Raw genomic sequence first — 25,047 nt, 5'->3', positions numbered from 1 at the left:
CTCAACGCTCCCGCGCCAGCCGGGGATCGAGCAGATCGCGCAATCCGTCTCCGAACAAATTGAGTCCAAGCACAGCGATGGCGATCGCCGCGCCCGGATAGACCGCGAGCATCGGCGACTGGAACAGCAGCGTCTGGGCATCGTTCAGCATGCGACCCCAGGACGGTTGCGGCGGCTGCGTGCCAAGCCCGAGATAGGACAACGCCGCTTCGGCCAGGATTGCGAGTGCGAACTGGATCGTCGCCTGAACGATCAGGATCGGCAGGACGTTGGGCAGCACGTGCTCGATCGTGATGCGGAAGCCGCCTTTGCCGCAGGCGCGCGCGGCCAGCACGAACTCCCGCGCCCAGATCGCATTGGCCGATCCACGGGTCAACCGGACGAGAGTCGGAATCTGAAAGATGCCGATGGCGACGATCGAGGTCACCATGCCCGGGCCGAAGACCGCCGCCAGCATGATGGCCGAGAGCACCGCGGGAAACGCAAAGGTGAAGTCGCTCATCCGCATGATGATCTCTTCGGTCCAGCCCTTGCGCGCGGCGGCGATCAGTCCAAGACACACCCCGAAAGTGAGGCCGATCCCGACGGCGATGATGCCGACCATGATGGTGGAACGGGCGCCCACCAGCAGCAGCGAGACGATATCGCGGCCGAGCACGTCGGTGCCGAGCCAATGCGCGGCCGACGGTGGTCGCAGCTTGGAGGCCACGTCGATTTCATAGGCGGACCACGGCGTCCAGACCAGCGACAGTAAAGCGGCACAGAGCACCATCAGGCTGAGCGTGCCCCCCGTGACAAAGCTGCGGTGGCGCAGCGCGCGGCGCCAGAAGCCGCTCGCAAGCCGCGGACGCGCGGTGGTGGCCCCAACCTCGACTGAGGCGCTCAGCGGGGTGCTCATAGGCTGTGTACCTTGATGCGCGGATCGATGAAGGCATAGAGCACATCGACCACAAAGTTGACGATGACGACCACAGCCGCCAGCAGCATCACGCAGTTGCGCACCACGATCAGGTCGCGATTGGCGATCGACTGGAAGATCAGCCGGCCGAGACCCGGCAGATAGAACACGTTCTCGATCACGATCGTCCCGGCCAGCAGGTTGGCGAACTGAAGGCCCATGATCGTCATCACCGGGATCATCGCATTGCGCAGCACGTGCTGCCACAAGACGTCGCGCTTGCTCAAACCCTTGGCGCGTGCGGTGCGCACGAAATCCTCACGCAGCACCTCGAGCACCGCCGAACGCGTGACCCGTGCGAGGATCGCCGCCTGCACCACCGATAGCGAGATCGCAGGCAGCAGCAGCGACTTGATCCCGGCAATGATGCTTTCGTCCCAGCCGGCAAATCCGCCGGCCGAAAGCCATTGCAGCTTCACCGAGAACAGCAGGATCAGCAGGATGGCGAACCAGAAATTGGGAAGCGCGATGCCGAACTGGGTCAGCGACATCACGCCCACATCGCCGAGTTTGTTGTGATTTGCCGCCGTATAGATTCCAGCAGCCAGGGCCAGCACGACCGTCATCGACATGGACATGACGGCCAACGGAATGGTCAGCGTGAGGCGCTCCGCAATCAGGCCGGCGACAGGGGTGCCATAGGCATAGCTGTTGCCCAGATCGCCGGTCAGCATCCCCTTGATCCAATGGACGTACCGATAGTACAGCGGCTGATCCAGTCCGAGCTTGACCGTCAGCGCCCGGACGGCGTCAGGCGAGGCATCCGCGCCCATCAGCATCTGCGCCGCGTTACCGGGCAAGGCATCCAGAACGAAGAAGATAATGAGCGACGCGCCGACCAGCGTCGCCATCAGCGTCAGAAAGCGGCGGAAAAGGAAGACGCTCAAGTCTCGATCCCCTCGTTGGCGGCCGGTCCCTTGTCAGCGATCAGGGTGATGGCGGCTGCATTTTCGCTTAGCCGTCCAGGCCCGGCCACCGGCCAAGAAGATCTTGCGAGCCCTCAAACAACGCGCTGACGCGCAGCAGTTCGATGTCTCCCCGGAATTTGCCGACGAGTTGAATGCCGATCGGCAGGCCGTCCGCATCAAAGCCACAGGGCAGACTGACCGCCGGATGACCGGTCATGTTGAACGGCATCGTCCAAGGAAACCAGCTTGGCCGAACGTCGCTCAACACTCGCCCGTCGATTTCGATCGTGCCGAACAGGTCCTGATCGATCGGAAGCGCGGTGCGGGTGATGGTTGGCATCGCGAGAATATCGACCCTCTGCAACAAACTCTGAATCCGCCGGAACAGAGCCGTACGGTCAAACATCGCCTGCTGATAGTCAACACCGCTTACCTTCGTGGCCAGCGCCAGTTGCTTTTTGAAGGTTTCGCTCAGCACGTCGCCATGATCGGCCGCGAGCTTCTCGAATCGCGTGCGCCAGGCGGTGTGATTGATGGCCCGCCAGATCGGCTCTACCTCAAATCCGTCCGCGGACATTTCTTCGACCTCGGCCCCAAGGGCTTCCAGCCTGACAAGCGCGTACTTGAATGCTTTAGCGACGTCGGCCGCAACCGGCCGGCCTGAAGGCGCAAGGCAGAATGCAATCTTGCGCCCGCGCAGATCTCCGTTTGGAGCCGATCCCTCGACGAAATTCCATTGCGGGAATCCTATCGACCACGGATCGGAAGCATCTTCTCCCGACATTGCCTGCATCATCAGGGCTGTGTCCGCGACGGTGCGTGTCATCGGGGTCACGTAGGTCTGGTTGCCAAAGGCGTCCTGCACCTGGCTGTGGGGAATGACACCGTTGCTTTGCTTCAGCCCGACAACGCCATTGCAGGCCGCCGGAATCCGCGTCGAGCCGCCGCCATCCGTCGCGATCGCCAGAGGCGCGATGCCGCTGGCCACGGCAACCGACGCTCCCCCGCTTGAGCCACCGCTCGAGCGCGCGGCACTCCAGGCATTGCGCGTACGGCCGAACAACGGCGAATCCGTCAGGCACTTGGTGCCGAACTCCGGCGTCGTGGTTTTGCCTATGAGGATGGCACCCGCTGCCCGCATGCGCGCCACGGCGACCGCATCATGATCAGGAACGTTATCCTTGTAGGGGACCGCTCCGAACGTCGTTCGCACCCCCCTGGTGTTAACCAGATCCTTCACGGTGAACGGAACGCCGTGAAGAACGCCCGGCGGCTCCCCGGCCATGACCGCACGCTCCGCCTTGCTTGCCTCGGCCATCGCCTCGTCGCCGCAGAGCGTGATGAAACAGTTCAACTCGGGCTGCATTCGCTCGGCGCGGGCAAGAACGGCACGTGTAATTTCAACCGGTGAAACGTCCTTGCGGACGATCCGTGCGCGGAGTTCAGTCGCAGGCAGGAAGCACAGTTCATCACTCATCGCGCCAAGGCCCCGGGATCGAGTTGACGCGAAGATGACATTCGCATTGACTTCAGGTCCAATACCATCGGACAACGGAGCCATACGATTTCGGTATGGCACAAGATTTCGGTATGCCAATAACGGACCTCCGCCGTCTCCGCTACTTCGTTGCCGTTGCAGAAGAACGCAGCGTGGGTCGGGCAGCCGTCCGCCTTCGCATGGCGCAGCCGCCATTGTCGGTTCAGATCCGCAAACTGGAATCGGAAGTAGGAACTTCGCTGTTTCGTCGGGACACCCGCGGAATGGAGCTGACGGCGTCCGGTCGGGCCTTGCTGTCGCGCGCGCGTGAAGCGCTGGCCCTGACGGCTGAAGGTTTCGAGGCAGCCAGGGCGGTGGCGGCGGGACGCCGGGGGAGATTGTCAGTCGGGTACATGTTCGCGCTCGCCCACGCCGTGTTGCCCAAGCTCGTTCCGGAACTCCGAAGGTCGCTTCCGAAGGTCGACCTCGAATTCATAGAACTGAGCGCGTCGACGCGGGAGGCGCGGTTGCTGGACCACAGCGTGACTGTCGCACTGTGCATGCCTGCAATTCGTCACAGCGAAATTGAGGCCTCCACGATCGGAACGCAGCGATTGATGCTGGCCATGCCGGCCGGTTCGCCGCTGGCACGCTCCGCGGCCGTACCGGTGAAAAGACTTGAGGGCCGCCCGCTGATCAGCCTGCCCGGGGCCGCTGAAGATCCCGCGACCTCTGTTGTGACGTCGCTGCTGAGGCGGCATCAGGTCGGCATGCCGGTTGCGAACCGGGTCGAAACGGTCCACTCGGCTCTCAGCATGGTCCTCGCCGGGGAAGGCCTGGCGATCCTTCCAGCCTGCGCCGAACTCGGATGTCCAACGGGTGTCGTGTTCAGGCCTTTCCTGGATGCCGACGACGCTATTGATGTCGCGGTTTGCTGGCGCCGGGATTCTCTCAATCCGTTAGTCCGGAATTTCCTGAAGTGCGCCGAAAAGGTGATCCGCCAAGTTTGAGCCGATCGATATTATCGCGCGTTCGCGCTCTTGCCAGCCGGCTGGCGACGAGGATTTTTGTCGGAAGATTCTCCGGGACAATCCGGCCGCTCTGCAGTTTCAGGCAGGCCTAGGCCGATGCCTGGACAGCGACGTTCCTGCCAGATACCGAAGCGCCTGCTATGGCGCCGTGCCCAAGGCGATCCAAATCGCAACAGCGATGCACCAGACAATAGCCGCGTATGGCAGAGCAATACGCATTTTGCCTCCGCTCGAAAACGCACGAAACCAACGGGTGAACAATATTGGAATAACGTTCGTTCGTACCGCCCTGATTGAGGTCGATAGCCGCGCGGCGGCCGGCACACAGCCCGCGCTGATCATGAACTGCACGAATCGCACCTAAGACTGTCGCCAGACGACGCGCCAAGTCTACCATCCAATGGGGGTACCCCTTAAAAAACGCTTCTGCGCCAAGGAAGTGTTCTGGTTGCGCCGCATCCAGCCGAATATCGTCGTGTGTCAGAATAGCTCTGCACTGATTCGATGCAGCCTGGACTGTCCCATGAAGTCCAACCTATCGATTGGCGTTCGTGTTCGAATGAGCGCTCTTGGTGCATCACGCTGCGCGCGCCTTGCCAACAAGACGGGCACGATTGTTGGAGGGAGCGTCTACGTGAATAGCGTCAGCGTCTTGTTCGATGGAAATAAATCGCCGACCACCATTCATCGCGAATACGTTGAAGTAGTGCCACCAGCCCTGGACACAACACGAGACAGCCTGGCAAAGCCGCACTGAAAGCGAGAATTTCGTCTCACCCGATTGGGTTAGAGCGCGCCACCAATACCGATGAGGCTATCGTCTCATGCGAAAATGGCCAGCCGTGCGGACGACATGTTCGATCCATCGACGTCGCCGATGACTTAGTACTTCCAGGTCACCTTTATTGATTGGACCGGCACGGATTTCCCTCAGCCTGTCCCACCTTCCATCAATCGGAAGAGATGGGCTGCGCCGGCTTGTCCTCAGGGGTACCCGCGCGATCGCTCTGCGAAATTGCGAGCGCCGCAAGCACCGTCCGGTTACTGATCTCGAGCTTCTGAAAAATGTGATGAAGATGCACCTTGATGGTGCCGTCGGTAATACTCAGGCGCCGACCAATTTCCTTGTTCGATAATCCTTCGGACACCAAGCGCATGATCTGGCGCTCACGATCCGTCAACGTTGTCAGCGCATTCTCAGCGACCGCGCTTTGCTCCCGAGTTATCGTTTGCTCAGGCGAAAGCAGTGGCAACAGCCGCTGACCTGTCGCAACCTCGCGCAAGGCCTGCATCAGAGCTTCGGACTCCGTATCCTTCGAAATGACGCTGTAGCCTTCGGCCGCAGCTGCCATAACCAGTTCGCAGTCCTCATCAGATGCGGTGAAAAACACCAGTCGCGTGGAAAGATTCTCGGAATTGATGACGGAGAGAATTTCCGACTCGGTCACGCCAGGAATTGAAACGCCAAGAATTGCGATGTCCGGCCTGAACTTCCGCAGCGCCTCGATGCAACTCGCACCGTCACTGCAACTCGCAACAATGTTGAAGTCGCCGTCGGCGCCAAGCAGGCGGCTCAACCCCTGCAGAACGATCGGATGCCGGTCTGCGATCACTACGCTGGTACAACGCATCGGGCGGTCCTCAGCCTGTCCTCCCAATAACTTAAACCCCACTCGCCCCTGCTTGTTTCACTGCTAGCCTAAACGAGTTCGAGACAAATTTCCAACAATGCACGGCATTTGATGCCGCAACGCAAAACGAGGTTAACCTGCGTCCTGTCTGCCTGTCAGTGTCTCAAAAGATGTAACCCCTTCGCAGTGCTTCCGTAGAAGTACGGATCGGTTTCGAGTCACGCGTTACTCGCTTTCGCATTTCATCATTTGAAGCTCTCGCGCCAGTGCATCTGTACTTGGCGACACCGTCAGCAGCGCAAAAGTTTCACAACGCTTGATTAGCGTCGCGCTATCAACTCGCTCAGAGAATGCGGCAGAAGGGGTCGTTAGCCATTATGAACGACATCCATCTGCCCGAGCGGGCACTATAACCAAAGGTATATAGGGATACGGAGAATTCGAATCTAACATTCGTAAAGACTTTACTAACGCGGATCCCTCGAAACCTGCCAAGCCGATATCCCTGCGAACGTAGGAAAGCAAGCATCACAGATTCGGGGCCTTTCAAATCCGCCAACAAAAAACCCCTTTGAACGAAGGAGCAAGACGACCGGAGAAGAAGTCCGACTGAAGTACGAGCCAATCATTTAGTTCAAAACAATTGCGTTTGGCGGGAGAGTAAAATGCGGAGGCAAAAATCTTTTACAACGGTTCTCGTTGGCAAGAGCATCTTAGTTAGGGAAGGAATTGCCAGAATCCTACGCGCAGCAAATTGTCGCACATCCGCCTCGGTATCGTGCGCTGATGATTTGCCGCCCGGCAAACTCCAACCACATCAATTGCTATTTCTCATTGTCCACACCGGTGACGATTTCAGCGTCGCCCTCGAACAGATCGAAATCTTGCGACAGAGGTATCCGGGCGGCCGCTTTGCAATCGTGGCCGATCACTATCGGCTGGATGAACTGGTTTCGGCATTTCGGGCCGGCGCCAATGGCTTTTTCGTCGACGTAATGAGGTGTGACGTATTCATCAAATCCGTCGAGTTGGTGATGATGGGTGAAACATTTTTTCCGCCGGCATTCCTGTCATTGTTCCTCGATTCCAAAGGCAACCATCTGCCTGAGGCGACGCCGAGCGACGAAAGCGGCGAGGCAATCCTCGTTACAAGCGAGGACACAATCGCGCCGCAGCTTTCCCCTCGGGAGAAGTCGATCCTGCGCGGCCTGATCGAAGGCGAGTCCAACAAATCCATAGCGCGAAAAATCGACATCGCCGAGGCGACCGTGAAGGTCCACGTCAAGGCAATCCTGCGCAAGATCCGGGTCCAGAACCGGACGCAAGCGGCGATTTGGGGGATGAACAATCGGGCAAGCAGCTTTCAGCCCTCAATCGCAAGTGTGAGCGAGCGACACCCGAACACCATCGCGGCGATCTCCGAAATCAAGCAAATCGGGGGGCCGGCGCCAGTGGAAGTGCTTAACCACGAGACAAATCAAGCCGAGGTAGCGCGTTACGACGGCCTGATCCGCAAGGACATCAACCCAAGGACTGTTGGCGCAGCGCGGTTTGGTAAATAGCCGGCGATCGCGGCGGGATTTGAAAGTCAGTGCCGCCGCGGTTTGCATGCGTTGCGTGCGCAATAGCGAGGCGTGCCGCCACGACGTCTTCGCGTTGCGCGATGTCCGGCTGCCGACATCGAGATCGAGCCAGAATGGCACGCGAAAGGCCGCGGCGAAATCTCGCGGGCGCTGACGGGCAGGCGGCCCAAGCTGGCGGCCTATCTCGATCTGCACGAAGTCCTGCAATGTCACACGGACACATCGGCACCGAGGACGCTGCAGACGATCCGGCTCGTGTGCGACCACCGGGAGCCGTCGATGCCGACCTAGGTCGGGTAGCGTCCCTGCGTCTTGGCCAGGCGAAGGGCGGCGACGACAGTCGTATCCGTCGACGGTCGGGAATGCCGCTCGTTGCACGCCCTTGACCGGACCCACACGTCGCTGCGTTCAGACCGCGACGGTGCTCCCCGCCCCTTCTTGCGACGAAGCCTTCGAAGACGGGCTTGGCCGGCCCCGGGAAGCCTCGCGAGAAGCGGACGGCATCAAGACCGTACCGATGAACGCGGCGGGCCTGGCTGGGGCTCAGGGGCGCGCACACCGCTGACCGGGCACACCTGCTTCTCGATGATCTCGGCGGATGATCGGATCGTCGATGATGCGCTGGGATCATGCTGGCTGGAGCTGCGATCGCTCCATCAGACGATCCCTGAGGTTATCGTAACGACACAAACCGCATTGATGTGCGGCAGAGCGTCACGGTGCGTCCTGGTGTCAGGATGGCGGTGGCGCGCGCTTGCGCCGGTCCTAGTGCGCGAGGGCGCCTCGTCGCCGCTTGGATCGGTCCGGCGGGTTCTCGAATTTGAACTGCGCGACCTGTCGCCAAAGCTGCACCTCGTGGCCGTTCACCAACTGCTTGGCGCGCTCTTTCGCGGCATCGTCGTCAGCGCAGTCAAAGTTGACCACAGCCACCAACCGGCCGTGTTCGTCCGAAACGTAGACACGATAATGCGGCATCGTTTGTCCCTACCGTCACCGTTTTATCTGCAAGTTACGCTGCCAGGTATGGAGATTTCGGGTCTTAACGGGCTACCTCTGATGGGCGGCGTGCGCGCTGCCGCAACTCGTCCTCAAGCCCGCTCATGCGGTCGGACCATGCGGTGCTTGCTCACCCCCCTGGAGCGGACGCTCGGGCGGTGCCGGTCGGCATGCCTGGACCGCTCCTGGACGTTAAGCTCGATACCACGATAGCCGTTGGGGTTCTGCAATTGCCAACGCCAATGGTCCGCGCACATTTGCTCCAACGATCGCGCCGATTTCCAACCCAACTCCTCCTTCACAAACGTGGGGTCGGCGTAACAGATGGCGACATCCCCTGCCCGGCGCGCGCCGATTTCATACCGAATCGACCTGCCGCTCACCGCCTCAAATGTTCGAATGACTTCCAGAACGCTGCTGCCGCTGCCCGTTCCAAGGTTGACCGTGAGCACCCCGGGCCGTTTCAGGTGGCGCAAGACACTGAGGTGTCCGGATGCAAGATCGACGACATGGATGAAGTCGCGGATACCGGTGCCGTCCGGAGTGTCATAGTCGTTTCCCCAAACGAGCAGCTTTTCTCGCTTTCCAATCGCCACTTGCGCCACAAACGGCAACAGGTTGCTCGGAACGCCCAGCGGGTCTTCTCCGATGAGTCCGCTTTCGTGCGCGCCAACCGGATTGAAGTAACGCAGGATACCAATCCGCCACTCGTCGTCGGAGCCGTAAAGATCCCTCAGCATTTCCTCGATAAAGAACTTCGTGCGGCCGTACGGATTTGTCGGTCCGAGCGGGTGCTTCTCGTCGAGCGGCAGATAGCTGGGTATGCCGTAAACGGTTGCGGACGAACTGAAGACGAGCGACTTCACGTTTGCCCGTTTCATGGCCGACACGAGCCGCATCGTTCCCAAGACGTTGTTCTCGTAATACGTCATTGGCCGAACGTTGGAATCGCCCACGGCTTTCAGCCCCGCAAGGTGAATGACCGCAGTCACCCCGCAGGAACGAAGTATTTCGTAGATGGCCTCTTCATTCCGGATGTCAGCGTGCCGGAAGACGAGCGACCGCCCGCAGATGGATTGCACCCGTTGGAGAGAGGCCTTGTTGCTGTTGGAGAGATTGTCGACTGCGACGACGTCATGCCCGGCCTCCATCAAGGCGATACAGACATGAGACCCTATGTAGCCAGCGCCGCCTGTCAGCAAGATCATTTCGGCCACTTTCCGTATTGGTCCAACCGGCTTCCGTGCAATGCCTGCCTGGGCGCCGGCTACGCTCTCCAGACCCGGACCGCGATAACTATTTCTGCGAGAAAAGCTTCGGCAGCCGCGCCAAGGCGTGTCGTGGCGTAGACGAACGCCGTTGCCGCAACCCTCGTCACCTCCTCCCGACGCGCAGCGAATCGTTCCCAGTCGCGTCGACCCGGCCTATCGCTGACGGGATACTTGAACTGCTCAGGCTTCGGGGAGAAGCGTCAGGCCGGTCATGATATCGCAAGGTGACCTCGACTGCGTCACCCGGCGCCAACTCGGTATCTTCGCTTGCGATGATCCGTTCCGGGCCCTTGTCGCCTTTTCTAATGATGGCAATCTCCGTTTGGTTACCGCTTCCGCGCGCGAGTTGTGATCGCACCATCGAAGTGTACTGAAGCTTCTCGCCGACGCTCTGCAACTTCTCGCGAATCTGGTTGAGCTTTACGCTGGTGTCTTGCAGCTCACGGAGCAGATCGAGCCTGCGCTGATCGTCAAGCCTTGCCAGCCTTCTGGTGAGCTCGTCCTGTTGCTTCTTGGCCTGCAGCAGTTGCGCAGAGGTCTGCAGCTTCCGGGTTGACGACAGCAAGACCGCGCGACGCGCATCCGTAACGCGAGGGCTGGTCAAGGACCCCCTGCCGTAGAGATCGGACGCCTTTTGCAGTTCTTCGAGGTCTGTGTGAAGTCCCTCTTCCTCTTTCTTCTGCTGCTCTGAGAGCACGCGGATCTCGTCGTCTCCCCGTCGGACGCCGCCCTGTAGGAACGTCTTTTCCTGCTGAAAGTCACTCTGCTTCGTTTTCAGATATTCCGTTTCTGCATTGACTATTTCCGAGATCGCCGATCGAGCTATCGGCACGTCCGTCAGAATGCCTGGATTGAGCTGCGTCGCCTCTCCAAGCTCATTCTTGATGCGCCACATACGCGCCTGTTCTTTGGCGAGTTCTGTCCAAAGCGATCCGTACTCGCTTCTCAAATCCGCCGACTCGAGATACGGATTGTTCATTCTAATTCGCATGATGTCGTAGCCGCCTGCCACAGCAACGAGTTGGCGCGCGGTGATGGACGGACGGTAAGGGTACTCGCCCGGCTTCGACACGTCCCCATTTACGTATATCGGTCTGTATTCCGCCACCATCGTTGTGACTTGATCTGCGTCTATCACGATGACGGCCTCGCGCTGTCGAAACACCTTGCTCGCGAGTGCGGCACCAATCTTGTCCCGGGCCTGCGGCAAGGGCAGGCCGGCCACTGGAAGCATTCCGACCAGTGGTAACGAAATATTCCCGTCCATTTGGACGGCAGCACGATGCCGCAGCTCCGGAACACCCGCCACCGAGACCTCCAGCACGTCTCCGATGCTTACCCGATATTCGGCCTTTGCTTGAGGAACGAAAATCGTGAGGCCAACGGCCACCAGGCCCCATTTGATGCTGCGGCCCAGGATGCTGCCGAAGACATCGATATGGAAATCATTGCGCAGTCCGGCATTCGGCATGGTAGCAATTCCCTGCTTGGACGTGGTCTATGGTTGAAGTTCTTCAAAGCTCCTGATGGAAGGCAGCGCGCCTGCATCGCTATCGTCCGAGCGACCGTCCAGATAAGCGATCCGCACGACTTGCCGTTCTTTTGCTCTCCACATTGGCGCTGTGCCGCTCAGTGTCTCCCTCGCCGTTCGATTGATCAGTGCTGAGCATTGCGAGCGGATTTCTTTCCGGCAATTTTAATCCCGCGTTGCCGCAGCTCAATCGACCATCGTGGTTACCCCTCCCTACCCATTTATTGCCAGTTCGAAGCGGCGACTCCGATGCTACTGATTTGGCCAGGGGGACGGAATGGCTGGGTGGCAGATTGCGATGAGTTACGCCTCCTTTACCAATTTGCCGGCCTCTACACGTTCGGTCGGCGTCGGCAGGACACTTCCGGCACGCGTCGGCAAGAACCGATTAGCTGCCCTGTTGGCATTGGCAGCAAGTACCGAATTCCTGCTCATAACTGTAGCGGCCTATTTCGCCGCCATCCTTTATCATCGACTGATCCTGGGGCAGGTCCTGGTCTCGCCGGATCCCGCCAAGTACATTCAGGAATCCCTTCTGATTGCTACCTTGGAGCTGCTCGTTTCCATTGCGCTCGGCCAGTACTCCCGGATCCTGACGCAGCCCCGCCACATGTTCCTATGGAGTGGCGCAAGCAGCGTCTTCCTCGCATTCTCCTTCTTCCTTTCGACGATATTCGTTCTGAAGATCTCCGAAGAGTACTCACGTGCCACTGTCATCGCCCAGGCCGTGAGCGTCCTCCTTGCGGTACTCGGCACACGGGCAATATGGTTCTCACTACTGCAGCCAGCCATTGCAGCGGGACTGATCGACGCCAGGCGCATCGTTCTAATTGGAGACCAGGGTCACTGCCTGCAGTTCTCCGTTCGAGCGATGGGCACCGGAATTCGCACCATCCACTCGTTCGACTTTCCGACGGTTCGCACCGACGCCTCCGTACCGGCGCTTCCCGACGCGGCCCAAGCGCTACTTGATGCGCGCCAGCTTGTCGCAAACTGCCGGCCCCTCCGAGCAGACGACATTGTGATTTTACCTTCGGAAGCGGACGTTCCGTCTGCTCTCGCGCTTGCCAGCGCCCTGTCAGACCTCCCGGTTGACGTTCACGTCCTTCCGGTTGGATCCATCGATCTCATGGCCGTGTCGCGGATCACTCAGTTCGGTGACATGGTGACGATGCGGATCTTCCAGTGTCCCCTCGATCCTTTCAACCGGGCAATAAAGCGAGCATTCGACGTCGTCGCTGCAATCGCCGGGCTGATTATGGTTAGCCCCCTCTTCGTCATCGTTGCGCTCGCAATCAAGCTCGATTCCCGTGGGCCGGTTTTCTTTCGCCAGACACGGCACGGCTACAACAACGAACCGATTCGCGTGCTGAAATTCAGATCGATGACCGTGATGGAGGATGGCGACAGTTTCAGCCCTGTCACCAGACACGATCCACGGGTGACTCGTCTGGGACGCCTCTTGCGCCAAACCAATGTCGACGAGCTTCCGCAGTTGTTCAATGTTCTGGCTGGTGACATGTCGCTGGTCGGGCCTCGCCCACATGCGACCGCGCAGAACGAGGTGTTCGTCGAGCTGATTTCGTCATTTTCCCGTCGGCATAACGTCAAGCCGGGCATTACCGGCTGGGCTCAAGTCAACGGGTACCGTGGCGAGACTGATACCCTCGAGAAGATGCAGCGCCGTGTGGAGCACGATCTCTACTACATCGACAACTGGTCACTCCTTCTCGATCTCAAAATCCTACTCATGACCTTCTTTTCCAGAAAGGTGTATTGGAACGCCTACTAAGCGACTCCGGCTGCCGCATCTTCCGTCAGCTGACTTCTTATTTGGTAGTTCGCACAGCGCAACTGGCTTGGGTATCCGTGGTATCCCATTTTGCGCCCGTTGTGCGGAACCGCGGTAATACAACTAGCAGGGCTGGGAAGTGAAAATGCTGCAGAATTTTAGAACTGATAGCTCCGCAAATCAGGACACTATGCTGCCTGAGTCTCGTTCGCCTATCGAACCCCTGCTGGAAGGGTTTTCCTTCATACGCCGGCACCTCGCGCTCATGTTCCTGGCGTGTCTTGCAACGGTTAGCGCGGCTCTACTCTACCTCGCTATTGCAGTACCGACGTATACCGCCACCGCGAAACTCGTCGTGGATGCGAAAGCGACTCCAGGAGACACAGCATCCGCGTCAACGATGGTGGAAGGTCAGATCGCAGTCATAAAGTCTGAGGGTCTCGCACGCACCGTGATACGGAAGCTCGGCCTAGCAGACGATCCGGAATTTGCCAGGGGCGGCCTGCGCAGCACGATCAAGTCGACATTCCGGATGCTCGGCTTGAGTAAACCGGACACGGAATCCAGCGCGATGCGGCGCGCTCTCGAATCGTTCGATCGCAAGCTTTCGGCCAAGCGCGTCGGCACTACGTACATTGTCGAGATTGCCTTCGATTCCGTCGACCCTGAGCGCGCGGCCCAGATCCTGAACACCGTTGCGGAGATGCATATTGCGGCGCAAATGGACGCAAAGATCAAATCCTCTTTGCGAAGTGAGAAATGGGTCAGGGATCAGATAAAAGAATTAAGCAGCCAAGCGTCAGCCGCCCAAAACGCTCTGGCGAATTACCGTAAGAACAAGAGCAACAGCGCCGATCCTGCAGAGCCCGCCGATCCGGGAACATCCCCATCGCAATTGACGGCGAAAACGCAAGGCGACCTCTCCGAACTTGAAGCCACCGCGGAATCCACCGCAAAGGCTTATGATAATTTTCTTCGTGTGCTGCGTTACATGGAAGCGCAACAGCAATCCTCGCCGACGCTACAAGTGTACCTGCTGATCGAAGCGGCCCCTCCCATGGACGCCAGCTCGCCGAAAGCGGCAATCGTCCTTGGAATATCGATCGTGGGAGGCGTGCTTCTTGGTGTCGCTATCGGAATGCTGCGCGATCTGTCGGATCGAGGCTTCCTCCGCACCAGTGGGGACGGCACCGTTCCCGTGGTGGTCCTTCAGCAAGGTGAAGGGGCGCTGGCCAAACAGAACTATACACCCGCGGCCTTGTCGACGCTTCGACGCCAGAACCCGAGGGAGGAGCCCGGCGGGGTAGCGGAGCACGGCGGAATCAGGCGTGGCCTGGACGCGTGATCGAGTCCCGAGGATGACGACGTCACGGCCGGGCTCGGGCACAGCGGTGGTTCAAGGCGGCGATGCTTCAGCCGGCCTCCCTTCGGCACGAGCCGGAAGGGGTAGTCCAAAAGGGTCGCGGCTCGATGCGGCAGCACGAATATACTCGGTGGGACGTCCTCGATATAACAAACTCATTGTTGATTTTTTTTATCGTCGGCGCCAGCCGTAGATGTTCACAACGGCAGATATCCTGGACTCCTGCTCCTCCTCATCGAGTGGAGCCGCCCAGGGATTGGCTTGGTAGAGCACGCCCTCGGCGCAGCACGAAGCGTATATAGCAAGAAGCGTACATGGCAGTTTGCTTTGTGCAGTATTCAATGAAGTGAATCGAGGGCCTTGGATGCTTGGATCCCTCTTTGGGAAGTCTGTACTGGCCTTCGCTTATCGTTGCTCTGGCGCAGTGGTCACGTTCGCCTTTGGCGTCTGTTTTGCCAGGATGATGAGCATCGAGGAGTATGGCGCCCTCATGTCGCTGATGACCTTCGGGTTGATCGCCTCGACGATTGGCCTCGTCGGTCAGCAACTTCTTGTGGTTCGGGAATTACCAAGTCTCGCGGCCCGGCAGGACTATCCGGCGATCGGCTCGATCGTCTCAAGCCGGGTTCGTGTGATGTGCGTGGGCAGTATTGCTGCGACCGTGATCGCGCTCCTGATATTCGCCGTCGCTCACGGCCGGGGAGGAATATTCGGACGCTGGGAGTATTCCGCGAGCTTGCTTCTGATACTGCCATTGGCATTGATCGAAATGCAGAGCTCGGTCGGTCGCGCGCTCGGCTCCGTCTACCTCGCACTCGTGCCGAAGGACGTGTTGTGGCGATTGCTCATCATACTTTTGGGCGGAGCTCTCTTCGTAACGTATGGCCATCCGCTGAAGGCGGCAGATGTTCTCGTGATCGCAACCGGCGTCCTGATCCTGCTGATCGCCATTCCGGAAGCTTACCTGCGACATCTCGCCGACGGCCATAATAGACTGTTCACCAGGACTGCGAGGCGATCGAAGGAGAGCATTGCCGACACCCTCTCCACTTCAGCACCGTTCTGGGTGACCAGCGTAGCCCTCGTCCTGTTCGTCGCAATCGACATCGTCATCGTCTCGGTTATGGTTGGCCCGGAATCCGCCGGGTATTACTACGCCGCCAATCGAATTGCGCTCCTTCTCGATTTCTTCCTGGCGACCTTCTGCGTTCCGGCTGCACCTCTCATCGCGCGCCTGTTCGACGAGGGACGTCGCACGGAGATCACACGCGTCATGTCGGGTGCGACACTGGCTGCCTTTATCGCAGTCCTTGTATGCGTCGTGGCATTGGCACTGGTCGGCGACCTCGTGCTGATGGTGTTCGGACAGAGTTTCGTTCGCGCTCACGGCGTCCTGATGGTCCTGTCGATCGGTATGCTGGCGTGTACATACTTCGGCGTGGGCAGCATCGCATTGAACATGACGGGGCACCAGCGGGCCGCGATGTACATCATGGTCATAACTTCCGCATTGGGCGTCGTGGCCATGGTCGGCGCAACCTGGAAGTTCGGGATTTGGGGAACAGCGGTCGTTGTCGGCATCGCCTGGGTGGCGAACAGGGCATCGATGGCGGCCTACATCTATGCGAAGGAAGGGATCGATCTCACCGCCACCACGGCGCTGCTCACTGTCCTGAAACGCACAAAACGGGTGCCCGCATGAAGGCGAACCGGGACGCATTCGATCACGAGATTTTGCGAAGCCGGCTTTCGATTGGGCCGGTGAGGCTTCGCACCGCTGGTGCAGGGAAATGATGGATGAACGGTGGCTAACCGAGGTCTTGTAGAGACAGATGTTCAGCAAATTTCACAGGCAAACGGCGTCGCGGCTCACTGTCGTGGTGGTCACCCCCCTTGGTGAAGGAGGGAAGGGTGGCATCGATCGCATGATGGATTCGGTCCGATACGAGTTTCGCGAGCACCCGCGTGCCAATGTTGATCTTCGGTTTGTGGCCAGCCGCGGAGCTAATATTTATCTGTCACCCGTCGTGTTAGCCTGGGCTCTTCTAAGAATAATCTTCCTGCAAGCGTCGCAGGGGATCGATGTCATTCATATCAACCTTGCTGCAAATGCAAGCGCATACCGGAAGTTTATCGTTGCGGCAGTCGCGTCAGCGTTGCGCATTCCCTACATCGTCCATCTTCATTCAGGTGAATTCGATCACTTCTGGAACTCGTGCAATGGATTTGCGCGCCGTCGGATAGAAACTCTCTTTTCCAAAGCCGAATTCGTAATCGTTCTCGGTCAGGTATGGTCCGATTTGGTCGTTACAAATTTGCCGGAACTGGCAGACCGCATAATCATTATGCCCAATTCGACCAGGAAGCAGCGTCATAACTTTCACTCCGATGGTCCGGTCAAAATCCTGTTTCTCGGCCGCCTTAGTCCAGCCAAGGGAATTGGGGAGCTCCTTGATTCGTTCGAGATAATTCGGCATCGCAATGACTGGCAAGCAACACTCGCTGGTGATGGAGCAGTAACAGAGACCCGTATTCTGGTCGAACGCCTTGGGCTTGCCGAACGCGTGAGAATACCTGGATGGCTCGATGACGGCGGTGTAACGGCTGAACTACAGGTGGCTGATATTCTTGTCTTGCCGTCCTGGGTCGAGAACCTGCCAATGTGCGTGGTGGAAGCTTTCGCTCATGGACTAGCCGTTGTGTGCACTCCCGTCGGTGCCTTGCCAGAGATTGTGGAGCACGAAAGGACGGGTCTTTTGGTCCCTGTGAAGAACGCCCCGGCCCTGGCGCAGGCATTGGAGCGGCTTCTAACTGATCCCGCGCTTCGTGCCCGGCTCGGGATTCAAGCGCGCGCCCAGCATGCCATCCAGTTTGAGATCGGCGCCTACGTCGATAAACTCGTAGGCGTGTGGCAGGGAGCTTCACGGGCGGAAAGGCGCCGCGCCGACCCTTCAAGCTCGATGACCGCCGGCGCCCGGTGATCGCCAGCACGATTATTGGGTTGACCCACATGCGCCCTGGCGCGGGTTCCGATTGATGAGATCGTATCGGGGCAGATCATGCCGAACAGACAGGCGCGCTTCTCATAGCGTTAACCGGCGAGTTGACGCGGCCGCGTTGTATGCGGGTCCCGACCACCTTCAGGAGTACCCACAATTGGTAGCTACTCAGCGACCGGTGAACTCGTCGATGTGTTTTTATTCTCAACGCTATTGCCTACACTTGCTCAATGAGGTCGGCACCTCCAGGACGGCCGCAACAGGAGGAGAGGTAACGGGTGGATTCGATCCCGAGTAGCTGTCATCGGCACCGGGCATCACACACCCGCTGAGTGGGTCCTAATGAACCAGATTCTGAAAGACTGTCTGTACTACGGCGCCAGTCGAGTTGTAGAACTGCCCTTCTTACGCGCACGCTTCGCGGCTCGAGCAGCTATCATTCTATTTCATGAGATACAGCGGGATTGCCAGTCGGAGTTGATGACCGGAACATCCGCTTCGCTTTTCGAGTACTCACTCAGTTGGCTGCAGCGCGAAGGATGGTCAATCGTCAGCCTGGATGAGTGTCTTGAAAAGCTGGCAAGGAACGATCAATCGCGCCGATATGCTGTTCTGACTTTCGACGACGGCTATCGCGATAATGTCTCGGTGGCGCTTCCAATCCTCGAGCGGCATAATGCGCCGTTCATGATGTACGTGCCCACTGGCGCCCCAACGCGAACGATGCATTCGTGGTGGCTCGGTTTACGAAAACTGTTCCTCTCGAGCGACAAGGTTACAATCGACGCATTGGGCCGGCATTTTCAATGTTCTGATGTTCGAAGCAAGGCATCGGCATTGGCCGAGGTGTGCCAATGGGTTCACCAGGATTACCGGCGCAGTGCAATGCTCGCGCCGACGTTTCAAGAGAATGGGATTTCGCTAGCGGCATTGAATGACGAGTATTTCCTGGACGAACGCGAGCTTGGCATTCTTGCGCGTCATCCGCTTGCGTCGATCGGCGGCCATACGACCTCACATGCAGCCCTTGCCACCCTGGACGAGCCCTCAGCGCGGGCCGACCTGGCCGATAACCGCGGCTATCTTGAAAATCTGCTTCAACTACCGATTCGGCACCTTGCATATCCGTATGGCGGTCCCACGGCGTGCGGTCCTCGTGAAGAGCGCCTGGCGAACGACGTCGGTTTTCAAACTGCGGTAACAACGCGACAAGGGCGATTGTACGATCACAAGCTGAATCAATTCGCACTTCCCAGAATTGGATTTAGCAGTCGTTCAGGCTTCACGGCTCGAATGAGCGGCATCATCGAAGCGATGCAGGCGCCATGACCTTGCCCTCACAGACTTCATGCAATTTGACGCTTGATGTTGCCCACGACAGGATGACGCACGGCCGATTTTCGGACGAGCAGATCATCGGGATTGGTTATCGACGTTTTCGGATTCGCAGAGGCGTACACTAGCAGGTTCAGGATGGCCCGATGAAATTGCTCTCAGCATGAACAAGTTTAATGGATCAGCATTTCTCTCACGGACAGTCAGTTCGCTAAAGCTTGGCTTGATCGCCCGCATCTGTCTAGGCTTGAGTCCGCTTTTTCTTGTCCTTGGACCGGCGTCAACCACCGACGCCCCCCGGCTTCTTTTCAAGTCGGGTTTCGAGGGGAGCCTGCAGTTGGGTGAACCTTATGATTGTGAAACATCATGTTGGCAGGACATCAAGGGTTCTGATTCAGCGACCGGCTATAGCTGGCCACCTGAGATTTGGCAGGGCGGCGCAAAGCTTCAACTTCTCGCCGACACGCCCGTTACGCCAGACACGGTCGGCACGTATGTCTTTAATGAACTCCAAAGAGCCGTGGGGCCTCACGGTCGGCCAACCTCGGTGCTGTATAGTGAGATACGGAAGCGCGGCGGCAGTGCAACACAAACCCCGTATCTTGTCACGCCCTCCACTACCGCTTTGCAAGGCGACCTTTACGTGAGCTACTGGATCAAACTTCAGCCTGACCTTCTGGAAAGACTTGGGCCAAACAATTGGTGGGTGCTCTTCGCATGGAAGACCAATGCACAGCAGAGGCTTATTACCTATATCTACACCGACCGTATGAATAAGCCTTACTGGTATCTGAAAACGGACGATCTTTCGGGTAGTCCGACCAAGGAGTTCTGGAAAGTTGCAAACCACACCGTTCCGGTGCCGATCGGGGAATGGTTCAAGTTCGAATTTTTTTGGCACCGGAGTCCTCAACGCGACGGTCGCGCATGGCAAGCCATCAATGGACAGGTCGTGTTCGATCGCCTCGGACCATTGCTTGGCGGAAACGATCCCATAGACCGGATTATGCTAACGCAGGTCTATGCTGGTGGAACTCTGCCATTGTATCAGTGGGTCGACGACATCGAAATATGGGATGGATTTCCCTGCGGAGACGGCGCGCCCTGTGGGACCAAGGCGGCTGCCCCCCAATGACGGATGCATGGTGAAATGTGGCGGCGGACCAAGCGCGTCGTCGCAGCCGCCGCATCAAGGTTTACTATGGCTCAGCGGCACATGTCACATCAACGACAGCATCGAACTCATCCACGTGCCGGCAAACCGCGCTGCCTGATCACCTCATCATCCACGATCCCTGACAGCTGCTTTTTTCCGGCCATGAAAAGCACGAACAACAGATTGGACTGATGGAATATCACACCATTCGTGAAGAAGAGCACGAGGAACAACGCAACGCAGGGCATCCTGTATTCAGGATCCAGGCGCGACAGGATCACATACCATGCATAGAGGACGGCTGTTGTGCCGGCGAGTCCGTAACAAACCATCAAATTAAGAAGGTCGTTATGAGCAGACAACGGGAAGGATCCATATAGCCAGATCGCGCCACGCCCGAACAGCAACTCCAACAACGATGACTTTTCCAGCATTTGACCATAGTAGAGCCAAATTTCGTCGCGCCCGCTCGTCAAGTTAGTGGTGTCCTGCTCAAGGAAATCTCGATCTCGATAGAGAAGTCGTTGGAGGAATGCATCCAGCAGTTCGGAGTTCGACAGAAGAAAGGCGATACAGGCGCCCGAAACCACAAGCGTCACCAGAAACGCTCGCAAGTTGAATGAGCTGTATTTCTTGATCAAGAATGCCAGAAGGAAACCCAGGAGAGCGGATCGGACGTTGAAAGCGGTTAGCAAGATCAATGCAACGATCGGAAGACCGATCCATTGATTGATGATCAGAATTGAAAACTTGGCTATCGTCTGGGCGACGACGTGGAAAGGTTGCTCATTGAGGCTGGTCAACAGATCTGCGTCGAGCCCGCCCTCGCGCAGAAAGAAAAAGATCAATAGCCCGCACAACACGGGTGTACCAAATACCAAAGCCCGCCTGCGTAGAGCGACAAAGATTGACGGCTCGCAGCGCGACAGGAACAGCAGGAACATGATAGGCAACAGGACTGTTATGGAAAAGTAGAGTTGTGGGGTCGCTGCGCCAGGTATCCAGAGCAGGTTGACGATCACCAGCCAGAAGACGGCAAGGAAAATAGCCATGTCCCCGCGAGTGGTCCCCGATAGAGCAATCTTTATGGCCGTCAGCCCTAGCGCCACGACGACATAAAGAGCCACCACCACTGTTCCCTTATCATCGGGACTAAGAATATCGGTAGCGCACCTAAACATAAGGAAGAAGAACAGCGCGTTTACGAACATCCGCGGGTGCTCCCTAGGGGTCACAACTTTCAAGTCCTGGTTATCTTTTATGGTATGAGTTTTTGCTTGGCATTGCTACCGTTTTGCGTCGTATAGGAGCCTCAACAACGTTGCCTTCGAACGCAGCCGGATTGCTGCTTACTCTGCGGACTCGCTCCGATCATTCAGCGAGGAGACCGCGTCCTCATATTGTTGATCGTGCTGTACGATAATCAACCGATTTAGACCCACGCCGTCACGTCTGGAAACACGCCACGCATGGGACGGGTTGCCACGAAGGGGTAATCAGAAAGGGTTTTAGCCGCCCGGCGATTTACGGATTAGAGTTGCATTGCATTATTCAGGTGATCCTTTTGCCTTCCCGGAATCTGGCGCGTCGAATGGGATGCTTCACGAAACGTTCCGCTGGAGGCCATAGCCGACGCCTGATCGCGTAAAGGGGTTTGTCAGCATGTCCGGAATCGCCATGGCGGAACACGATATAGATCCAGTCTACCGTACACGGGAGGCTAACAAGAGCGTGGCTCTTGTCGATGTCATAAAAGACGAAATCCGTATGCCAATAGATGACATACTCGTTGTCGGTTGCGGATCAGGGCGTGAAGCAGGTCTTCTTGCGCGATTACTTAAGTCCAGGACAGTGGGAATCGATATCGGAGGTGAGTTCTCGTTCGATCGTGTTGGATCCGCGCCGGCAAGACTAATCGAAATGGACGCCAGGGAGCTCCAGTTCCCCGATGGTACTTTTGATTTTGTTTTCTCATTCCATGCGCTAGAGCATATTCCTCATCCCGAGAAGGCCCTCGCAGAGATGGCTCGTGTTCTGCGATCCGGTGGAACCTATCTAATCGGCACCCCAAACAAGCATCGGCTGATCGGCTACATGGGCTCACCAACCTCGATAAAGGACAAGATCCTATGGAATTTCGCCGATTTCAAGAAACGCTTGAAAGGAGAGTGGAGCAATGAAGCCGGCGCTCATGCAGGTTTCACGCAACAAGAGCTCTTCGACCTGTGTTCTGCGGCGTTTGGCAGCAATCCTATCTCTGTCTCTGGTCAGTACTATTCGAGGCTTTACGGAAGACTTGCAACTGGGTTGAGCTTGACTGGAATGCATTCAGTCATTTTCCCATGTGTCTACGTTATGGGGAAAAAGGCCTGAGAATCCGATAGAGTCCGCTTACTGACCATGGGCGGGTGATACGGCGGAGTGTAAGGCTGCTCATAGCTGCCAAACTTCGACCGCTTGATCCCTGGCATGCTTCTGCGCTTGGGCGTCCTTTTTCTTTTCCTTGGTCAGCGCCGTCCAAGGTATGCCGCCACGTTATGCATCGCCGCCCACGGTTTTCTGATCTCCGAAAGGGAGACGATTCCCCTCACGACCTCGTCGGCCCGCGTTCGTCAAAGGAATTGCGTTTCCCAAAATCAAAAGCCCTGCGGCGCTCCCGATCAGAACCGAGCGTCACATGCCGAGTTCGATCGCTGCAATGCGGCGGCGCCTCTCGAGCGTATTGATGAGGCGGCTACGTAGATATCCGTGCTGCGCAATCCAAATCGAGGTCCTGCGCCTCATGAATTGTGACGCAGTAAGATTAGGCCAAACATAAGAAATTCCTAACTTAGCGGTCATCGACCCCCTCGGTCACCGATAGCCGACAATCCAAATCTTATCGTGGTTCGAAGGTTGCAAGAATCGCCAACTCTGGCGCTTCCGACAAGGGTGATCGTAGGTACGACTACATCGTAGGATGGGGAATACCAGCCGAGTAAAGGGTCCTTCGTTTCAGAAACTGCCCGCCATTTCATCAATTCCGGCAAAAGAATCTCGGCTTGTTCTCCCCCATTCTCACCAGACCAGGAAAGCTGAACTGTGTTGCCAGCGAGAACGCATCCGATGGCCGGATGCAAGTGAAACATCAGTCGAAGCGGCACATCACCAGAACCGGAGATCTGATCATCAATAATCAACTCGCGACGTCCACGGTTGAGCTCAACACGCCGGCTGTGCGTTATTCCGAAACGTCGCTGGTAGCCATCATGTTTTCCTTCAGCAGTCGCAACGGGCAGCATCTCCTCCAGACCGCTCGCTTCAAGTAGGAGCGCCTGAGCCGCCTTCGTCCATAGGAACGGTCCACCGCTCTCCGATTGATCTGCGCCGCACACCTCGAGCGTATTGTGCGCTGCAGTCGACCGGAAATACTGTCTCCAAAACTTAGAGGCATTGTAACTAAATGTACCGGGATCGACCAAGATAGGCTGACCACCGCAGCGCAGCTCAATCGCCAGGGCATCCGCATGACCGTGGGCAGCAATTGAGAGGTAGCCGAGCGGCCCAGTGTCAAAGACACAGTAAATCTCATTCGAAGTGTTGCTCTCAGAGCGCAAGATCACGAGTCCCGCATCAGGCGCGAGCGAATTTCTGCTCTGGTGAAGTTGGCGCGTGAGTCCTCCCGGCGGTTTCACAATGCCATCCCACAACCACGACCGCAACGGCTGCTCGTTCAGACGCGGCCACCAGGCAGCTCGCCCAAACCACGCCGCACCGAGTTGGAGCAGATCGATCCATTGGCTGAAACCTGGAGCATCCAACAAAAGACCTTGCGCGTCGTCGCTGTCGCCCTGTCGAGGAGGACGACCTGTATGATCCGTAAAATCGGCTAGTCGAAAAAGAATATCCGCCGCTAAATTCCAGGCGGCAGGCGGCCAAGGATCGTCGCTCAACCGCCCTTCAATTAAGCAAAGCACTAGCGCTTCCAGCACATAAGCGTTGTAGCCACTGCCCAGCTCACGATTGATGCCGCTCTCGAAGGTCTGACTCCGGAACTCCCTCAGCAAGATAGTCCGAGCCTTCGTGCGCCAAACCGCGCTTTCCGAAAACCAAGGCATACTGCACGCCGCCAGATAAAGCCCAGTCGCCTCATAGATTAAATGGTTGTTGGCTGACGATCCCAAGCTCAAGCGGCGGACCAGTAACCATTGATGCTGGTAAACACATTCGACGAAGGCTTTGTCATTCTCAAAATTGCACTTCGCATATTCCCAATCCGCAAGTAGTCTGCGTGTCCAAACGAATGCTATCAGCCTCATACCAAGCTCGATCCCGCTGGACCAGTGTACGCCGTTGAGAAACGGGTTGGCCGTTCGCCACGAACTAATCTGATTCGCAGCGGCCTCGGCGTAAGGAATGCTACCTGTTAACCAATAGGCCATCGCGAGCATAGTAGTGTGGTGATGCCGAGATAGCTCCCACACATACTTCGTTTCGAAGCCAACTCCCTCCCCGTGTATTCGAATGTCAAACGCATATGCCTTCCGGGGAAGTGTCACTTGGCTTTTCGGATCAAGATGCCAATCGACGTTTGGTGTTACATCCTCCCGCTCGACGGAAAACGTAGACCAGCGTCCTTCTAGGAGTGCATCTGCGGACATTATTAGAGCGTCGCGCGACGCCCCCGGCGCCCCCAGCGCTATCGAGCGATTGAGCGTACCCTGGAACTGCAGCTTGTCAGCTACTGTGTTTGGCCGCGGCGTAGTACCGCGTGCATAGAAACGATGTCGCCAGTACTCCTGCGCGACCCAATCTCTAACCCGGGCGCAAATCTCACCCGGACCCATTGCTCGCAGACGTCGAAAGTACCAAGTAGCACTCATGTGAGGCGCCAATCAGCCAATGCCCTTAAGATGGTCAGCAGCGCCGAGCATACCAGTAACAAGCACGCTCTTCCAAACAGTAAGGACGTGCATCGACAACTTACCCGGGCATGGGCCAGATCATTCCGGCTGACCCCACGAGGAGTTACCCGCA

Annotated in this window: 17 protein-coding genes and 1 pseudogene; 9 read left to right on the top strand and 9 right to left on the bottom strand. The window is 57.6% G+C overall.

Features of this window, described 5'->3' with window-relative positions:
• Nucleotide 1: 1 nt before the first annotated feature.
• The 3 genes from JQ574_RS15665 to JQ574_RS15655 form a co-directional block, all read right to left on the bottom strand.
• Nucleotides 2–898 (bottom strand): ABC transporter permease, encoded by an 897-nt coding sequence (locus JQ574_RS15665; protein WP_212211109.1) that lies wholly within the window; start codon nucleotides 896–898, stop codon nucleotides 2–4.
• The gene (locus tag JQ574_RS15660; RefSeq protein ID WP_212211107.1) at nucleotides 895–1,845 is read right to left on the bottom strand and encodes an ABC transporter permease; all 951 of its coding nucleotides are present in this window, start codon (nucleotides 1,843–1,845) and stop codon (nucleotides 895–897) included. The genes JQ574_RS15665 and JQ574_RS15660 overlap by 4 nt, the downstream gene beginning before the upstream one ends.
• 67 nt (nucleotides 1,846–1,912) lie before the next feature.
• On the bottom strand, nucleotides 1,913–3,343 hold the full coding sequence (locus JQ574_RS15655; protein ID WP_212211105.1) for an amidase: 1,431 nt from the start codon (nucleotides 3,341–3,343) through the stop codon (nucleotides 1,913–1,915).
• Nucleotides 3,344–3,438: 95 nt separating this feature from the next.
• Here JQ574_RS15655 and JQ574_RS15650 point away from each other — a divergent pair, with 95 nt between their 5' ends.
• Nucleotides 3,439–4,353: a LysR family transcriptional regulator gene (locus tag JQ574_RS15650; RefSeq protein WP_249119364.1), complete on the top strand. Its 915-nt coding sequence runs from the start codon at nucleotides 3,439–3,441 to the stop codon at nucleotides 4,351–4,353.
• A gap of 971 nt (nucleotides 4,354–5,324) precedes the next feature.
• Here JQ574_RS15650 and JQ574_RS15645 read toward each other — a convergent pair.
• Entirely contained in the window at nucleotides 5,325–6,005 is a 681-nt protein-coding gene (locus JQ574_RS15645) for a response regulator transcription factor (protein WP_212211103.1), read from the bottom strand.
• A gap of 665 nt (nucleotides 6,006–6,670) precedes the next feature.
• On the opposite strand from JQ574_RS15645, the gene JQ574_RS15640 reads away from it, so the two are divergent.
• Nucleotides 6,671–7,567, top strand: coding sequence for a response regulator transcription factor (locus tag JQ574_RS15640; protein WP_212211101.1), 897 nt, complete (start codon nucleotides 6,671–6,673; stop codon nucleotides 7,565–7,567).
• Nucleotides 7,568–8,353: 786 nt separating this feature from the next.
• On the opposite strand, the gene JQ574_RS15635 is transcribed toward JQ574_RS15640, so the two are convergent.
• From JQ574_RS15635 to JQ574_RS15625, 3 genes and pseudogenes are all read right to left on the bottom strand, one after another.
• Nucleotides 8,354–8,563, bottom strand: a complete 210-nt coding sequence (locus JQ574_RS15635) for a hypothetical protein (RefSeq protein ID WP_212211099.1) — start codon at nucleotides 8,561–8,563, stop codon at nucleotides 8,354–8,356.
• A 230-nt stretch (nucleotides 8,564–8,793) separates the two neighbouring features.
• Nucleotides 8,794–9,792 (bottom strand): annotated as a pseudogene (gene galE, locus JQ574_RS15630) (UDP-glucose 4-epimerase GalE); the annotation flags it as partial.
• A gap of 166 nt (nucleotides 9,793–9,958) precedes the next feature.
• On the bottom strand, nucleotides 9,959–11,326 hold the full coding sequence (locus tag JQ574_RS15625) for a polysaccharide biosynthesis/export family protein (protein WP_212383672.1): 1,368 nt from the start codon (nucleotides 11,324–11,326) through the stop codon (nucleotides 9,959–9,961).
• 337 nt (nucleotides 11,327–11,663) lie between these two features.
• Here JQ574_RS15625 and JQ574_RS15620 point away from each other — a divergent pair, with 337 nt between their 5' ends.
• From JQ574_RS15620 to JQ574_RS15595, 6 genes are all read left to right on the top strand, one after another.
• On the top strand, nucleotides 11,664–13,178 hold the full coding sequence (locus JQ574_RS15620) for an undecaprenyl-phosphate glucose phosphotransferase (RefSeq protein WP_249119363.1): 1,515 nt from the start codon (nucleotides 11,664–11,666) through the stop codon (nucleotides 13,176–13,178).
• A 145-nt stretch (nucleotides 13,179–13,323) separates the two neighbouring features.
• Nucleotides 13,324–14,523 carry a Wzz/FepE/Etk N-terminal domain-containing protein gene (locus tag JQ574_RS15615; RefSeq protein ID WP_212383670.1) on the top strand — a complete coding sequence of 400 codons (1,200 nt, stop codon included), beginning with the start codon at nucleotides 13,324–13,326 and terminating at the stop codon, nucleotides 14,521–14,523.
• A 382-nt stretch (nucleotides 14,524–14,905) separates the two neighbouring features.
• Nucleotides 14,906–16,243 (top strand): lipopolysaccharide biosynthesis protein, encoded by a 1,338-nt coding sequence (locus tag JQ574_RS15610; protein WP_212383668.1) that lies wholly within the window; start codon nucleotides 14,906–14,908, stop codon nucleotides 16,241–16,243.
• A gap of 130 nt (nucleotides 16,244–16,373) precedes the next feature.
• The gene (locus tag JQ574_RS15605; protein WP_212383666.1) at nucleotides 16,374–17,522 is read left to right on the top strand and encodes a glycosyltransferase family 4 protein; all 1,149 of its coding nucleotides are present in this window, start codon (nucleotides 16,374–16,376) and stop codon (nucleotides 17,520–17,522) included.
• A gap of 360 nt (nucleotides 17,523–17,882) precedes the next feature.
• A complete protein-coding gene (locus tag JQ574_RS15600) occupies nucleotides 17,883–18,869 on the top strand; it encodes a polysaccharide deacetylase family protein (protein ID WP_212383664.1) in 987 nt (328 codons plus the stop codon).
• Between the two features lie 169 nt (nucleotides 18,870–19,038).
• Complete coding sequence (locus JQ574_RS15595) at nucleotides 19,039–20,010, top strand: hypothetical protein (RefSeq protein WP_212383663.1); 972 nt, start codon at nucleotides 19,039–19,041, stop codon at nucleotides 20,008–20,010.
• A gap of 107 nt (nucleotides 20,011–20,117) precedes the next feature.
• Here the strand turns inward: JQ574_RS15595 and JQ574_RS15590 are convergent, their stop codons facing one another.
• The gene (locus JQ574_RS15590; protein ID WP_212383662.1) at nucleotides 20,118–21,242 is read right to left on the bottom strand and encodes a hypothetical protein; all 1,125 of its coding nucleotides are present in this window, start codon (nucleotides 21,240–21,242) and stop codon (nucleotides 20,118–20,120) included.
• Nucleotides 21,243–21,693: 451 nt separating this feature from the next.
• Between JQ574_RS15590 and JQ574_RS15585 the strand changes: the two genes are divergently transcribed.
• Entirely contained in the window at nucleotides 21,694–22,404 is a 711-nt protein-coding gene (locus JQ574_RS15585; RefSeq protein WP_212383661.1) for a class I SAM-dependent methyltransferase, read from the top strand.
• A gap of 464 nt (nucleotides 22,405–22,868) precedes the next feature.
• Here JQ574_RS15585 and JQ574_RS15580 read toward each other — a convergent pair whose 3' ends face one another.
• A complete protein-coding gene (locus tag JQ574_RS15580) occupies nucleotides 22,869–24,671 on the bottom strand; it encodes an alginate lyase family protein (RefSeq protein WP_212383660.1) in 1,803 nt (600 codons plus the stop codon).
• Between the last annotated feature and the right edge of the window lie 376 nt (nucleotides 24,672–25,047).

It is taken from the genome of Bradyrhizobium sp. AUGA SZCCT0158 (assembly GCF_018130065.1).
Lineage (GTDB): Bacteria > Pseudomonadota > Alphaproteobacteria > Rhizobiales > Xanthobacteraceae > Bradyrhizobium.
The sequence above is the reverse complement of the archived record's forward strand: the minus strand, read 5'-3'. Positions and strand labels throughout refer to the sequence as shown.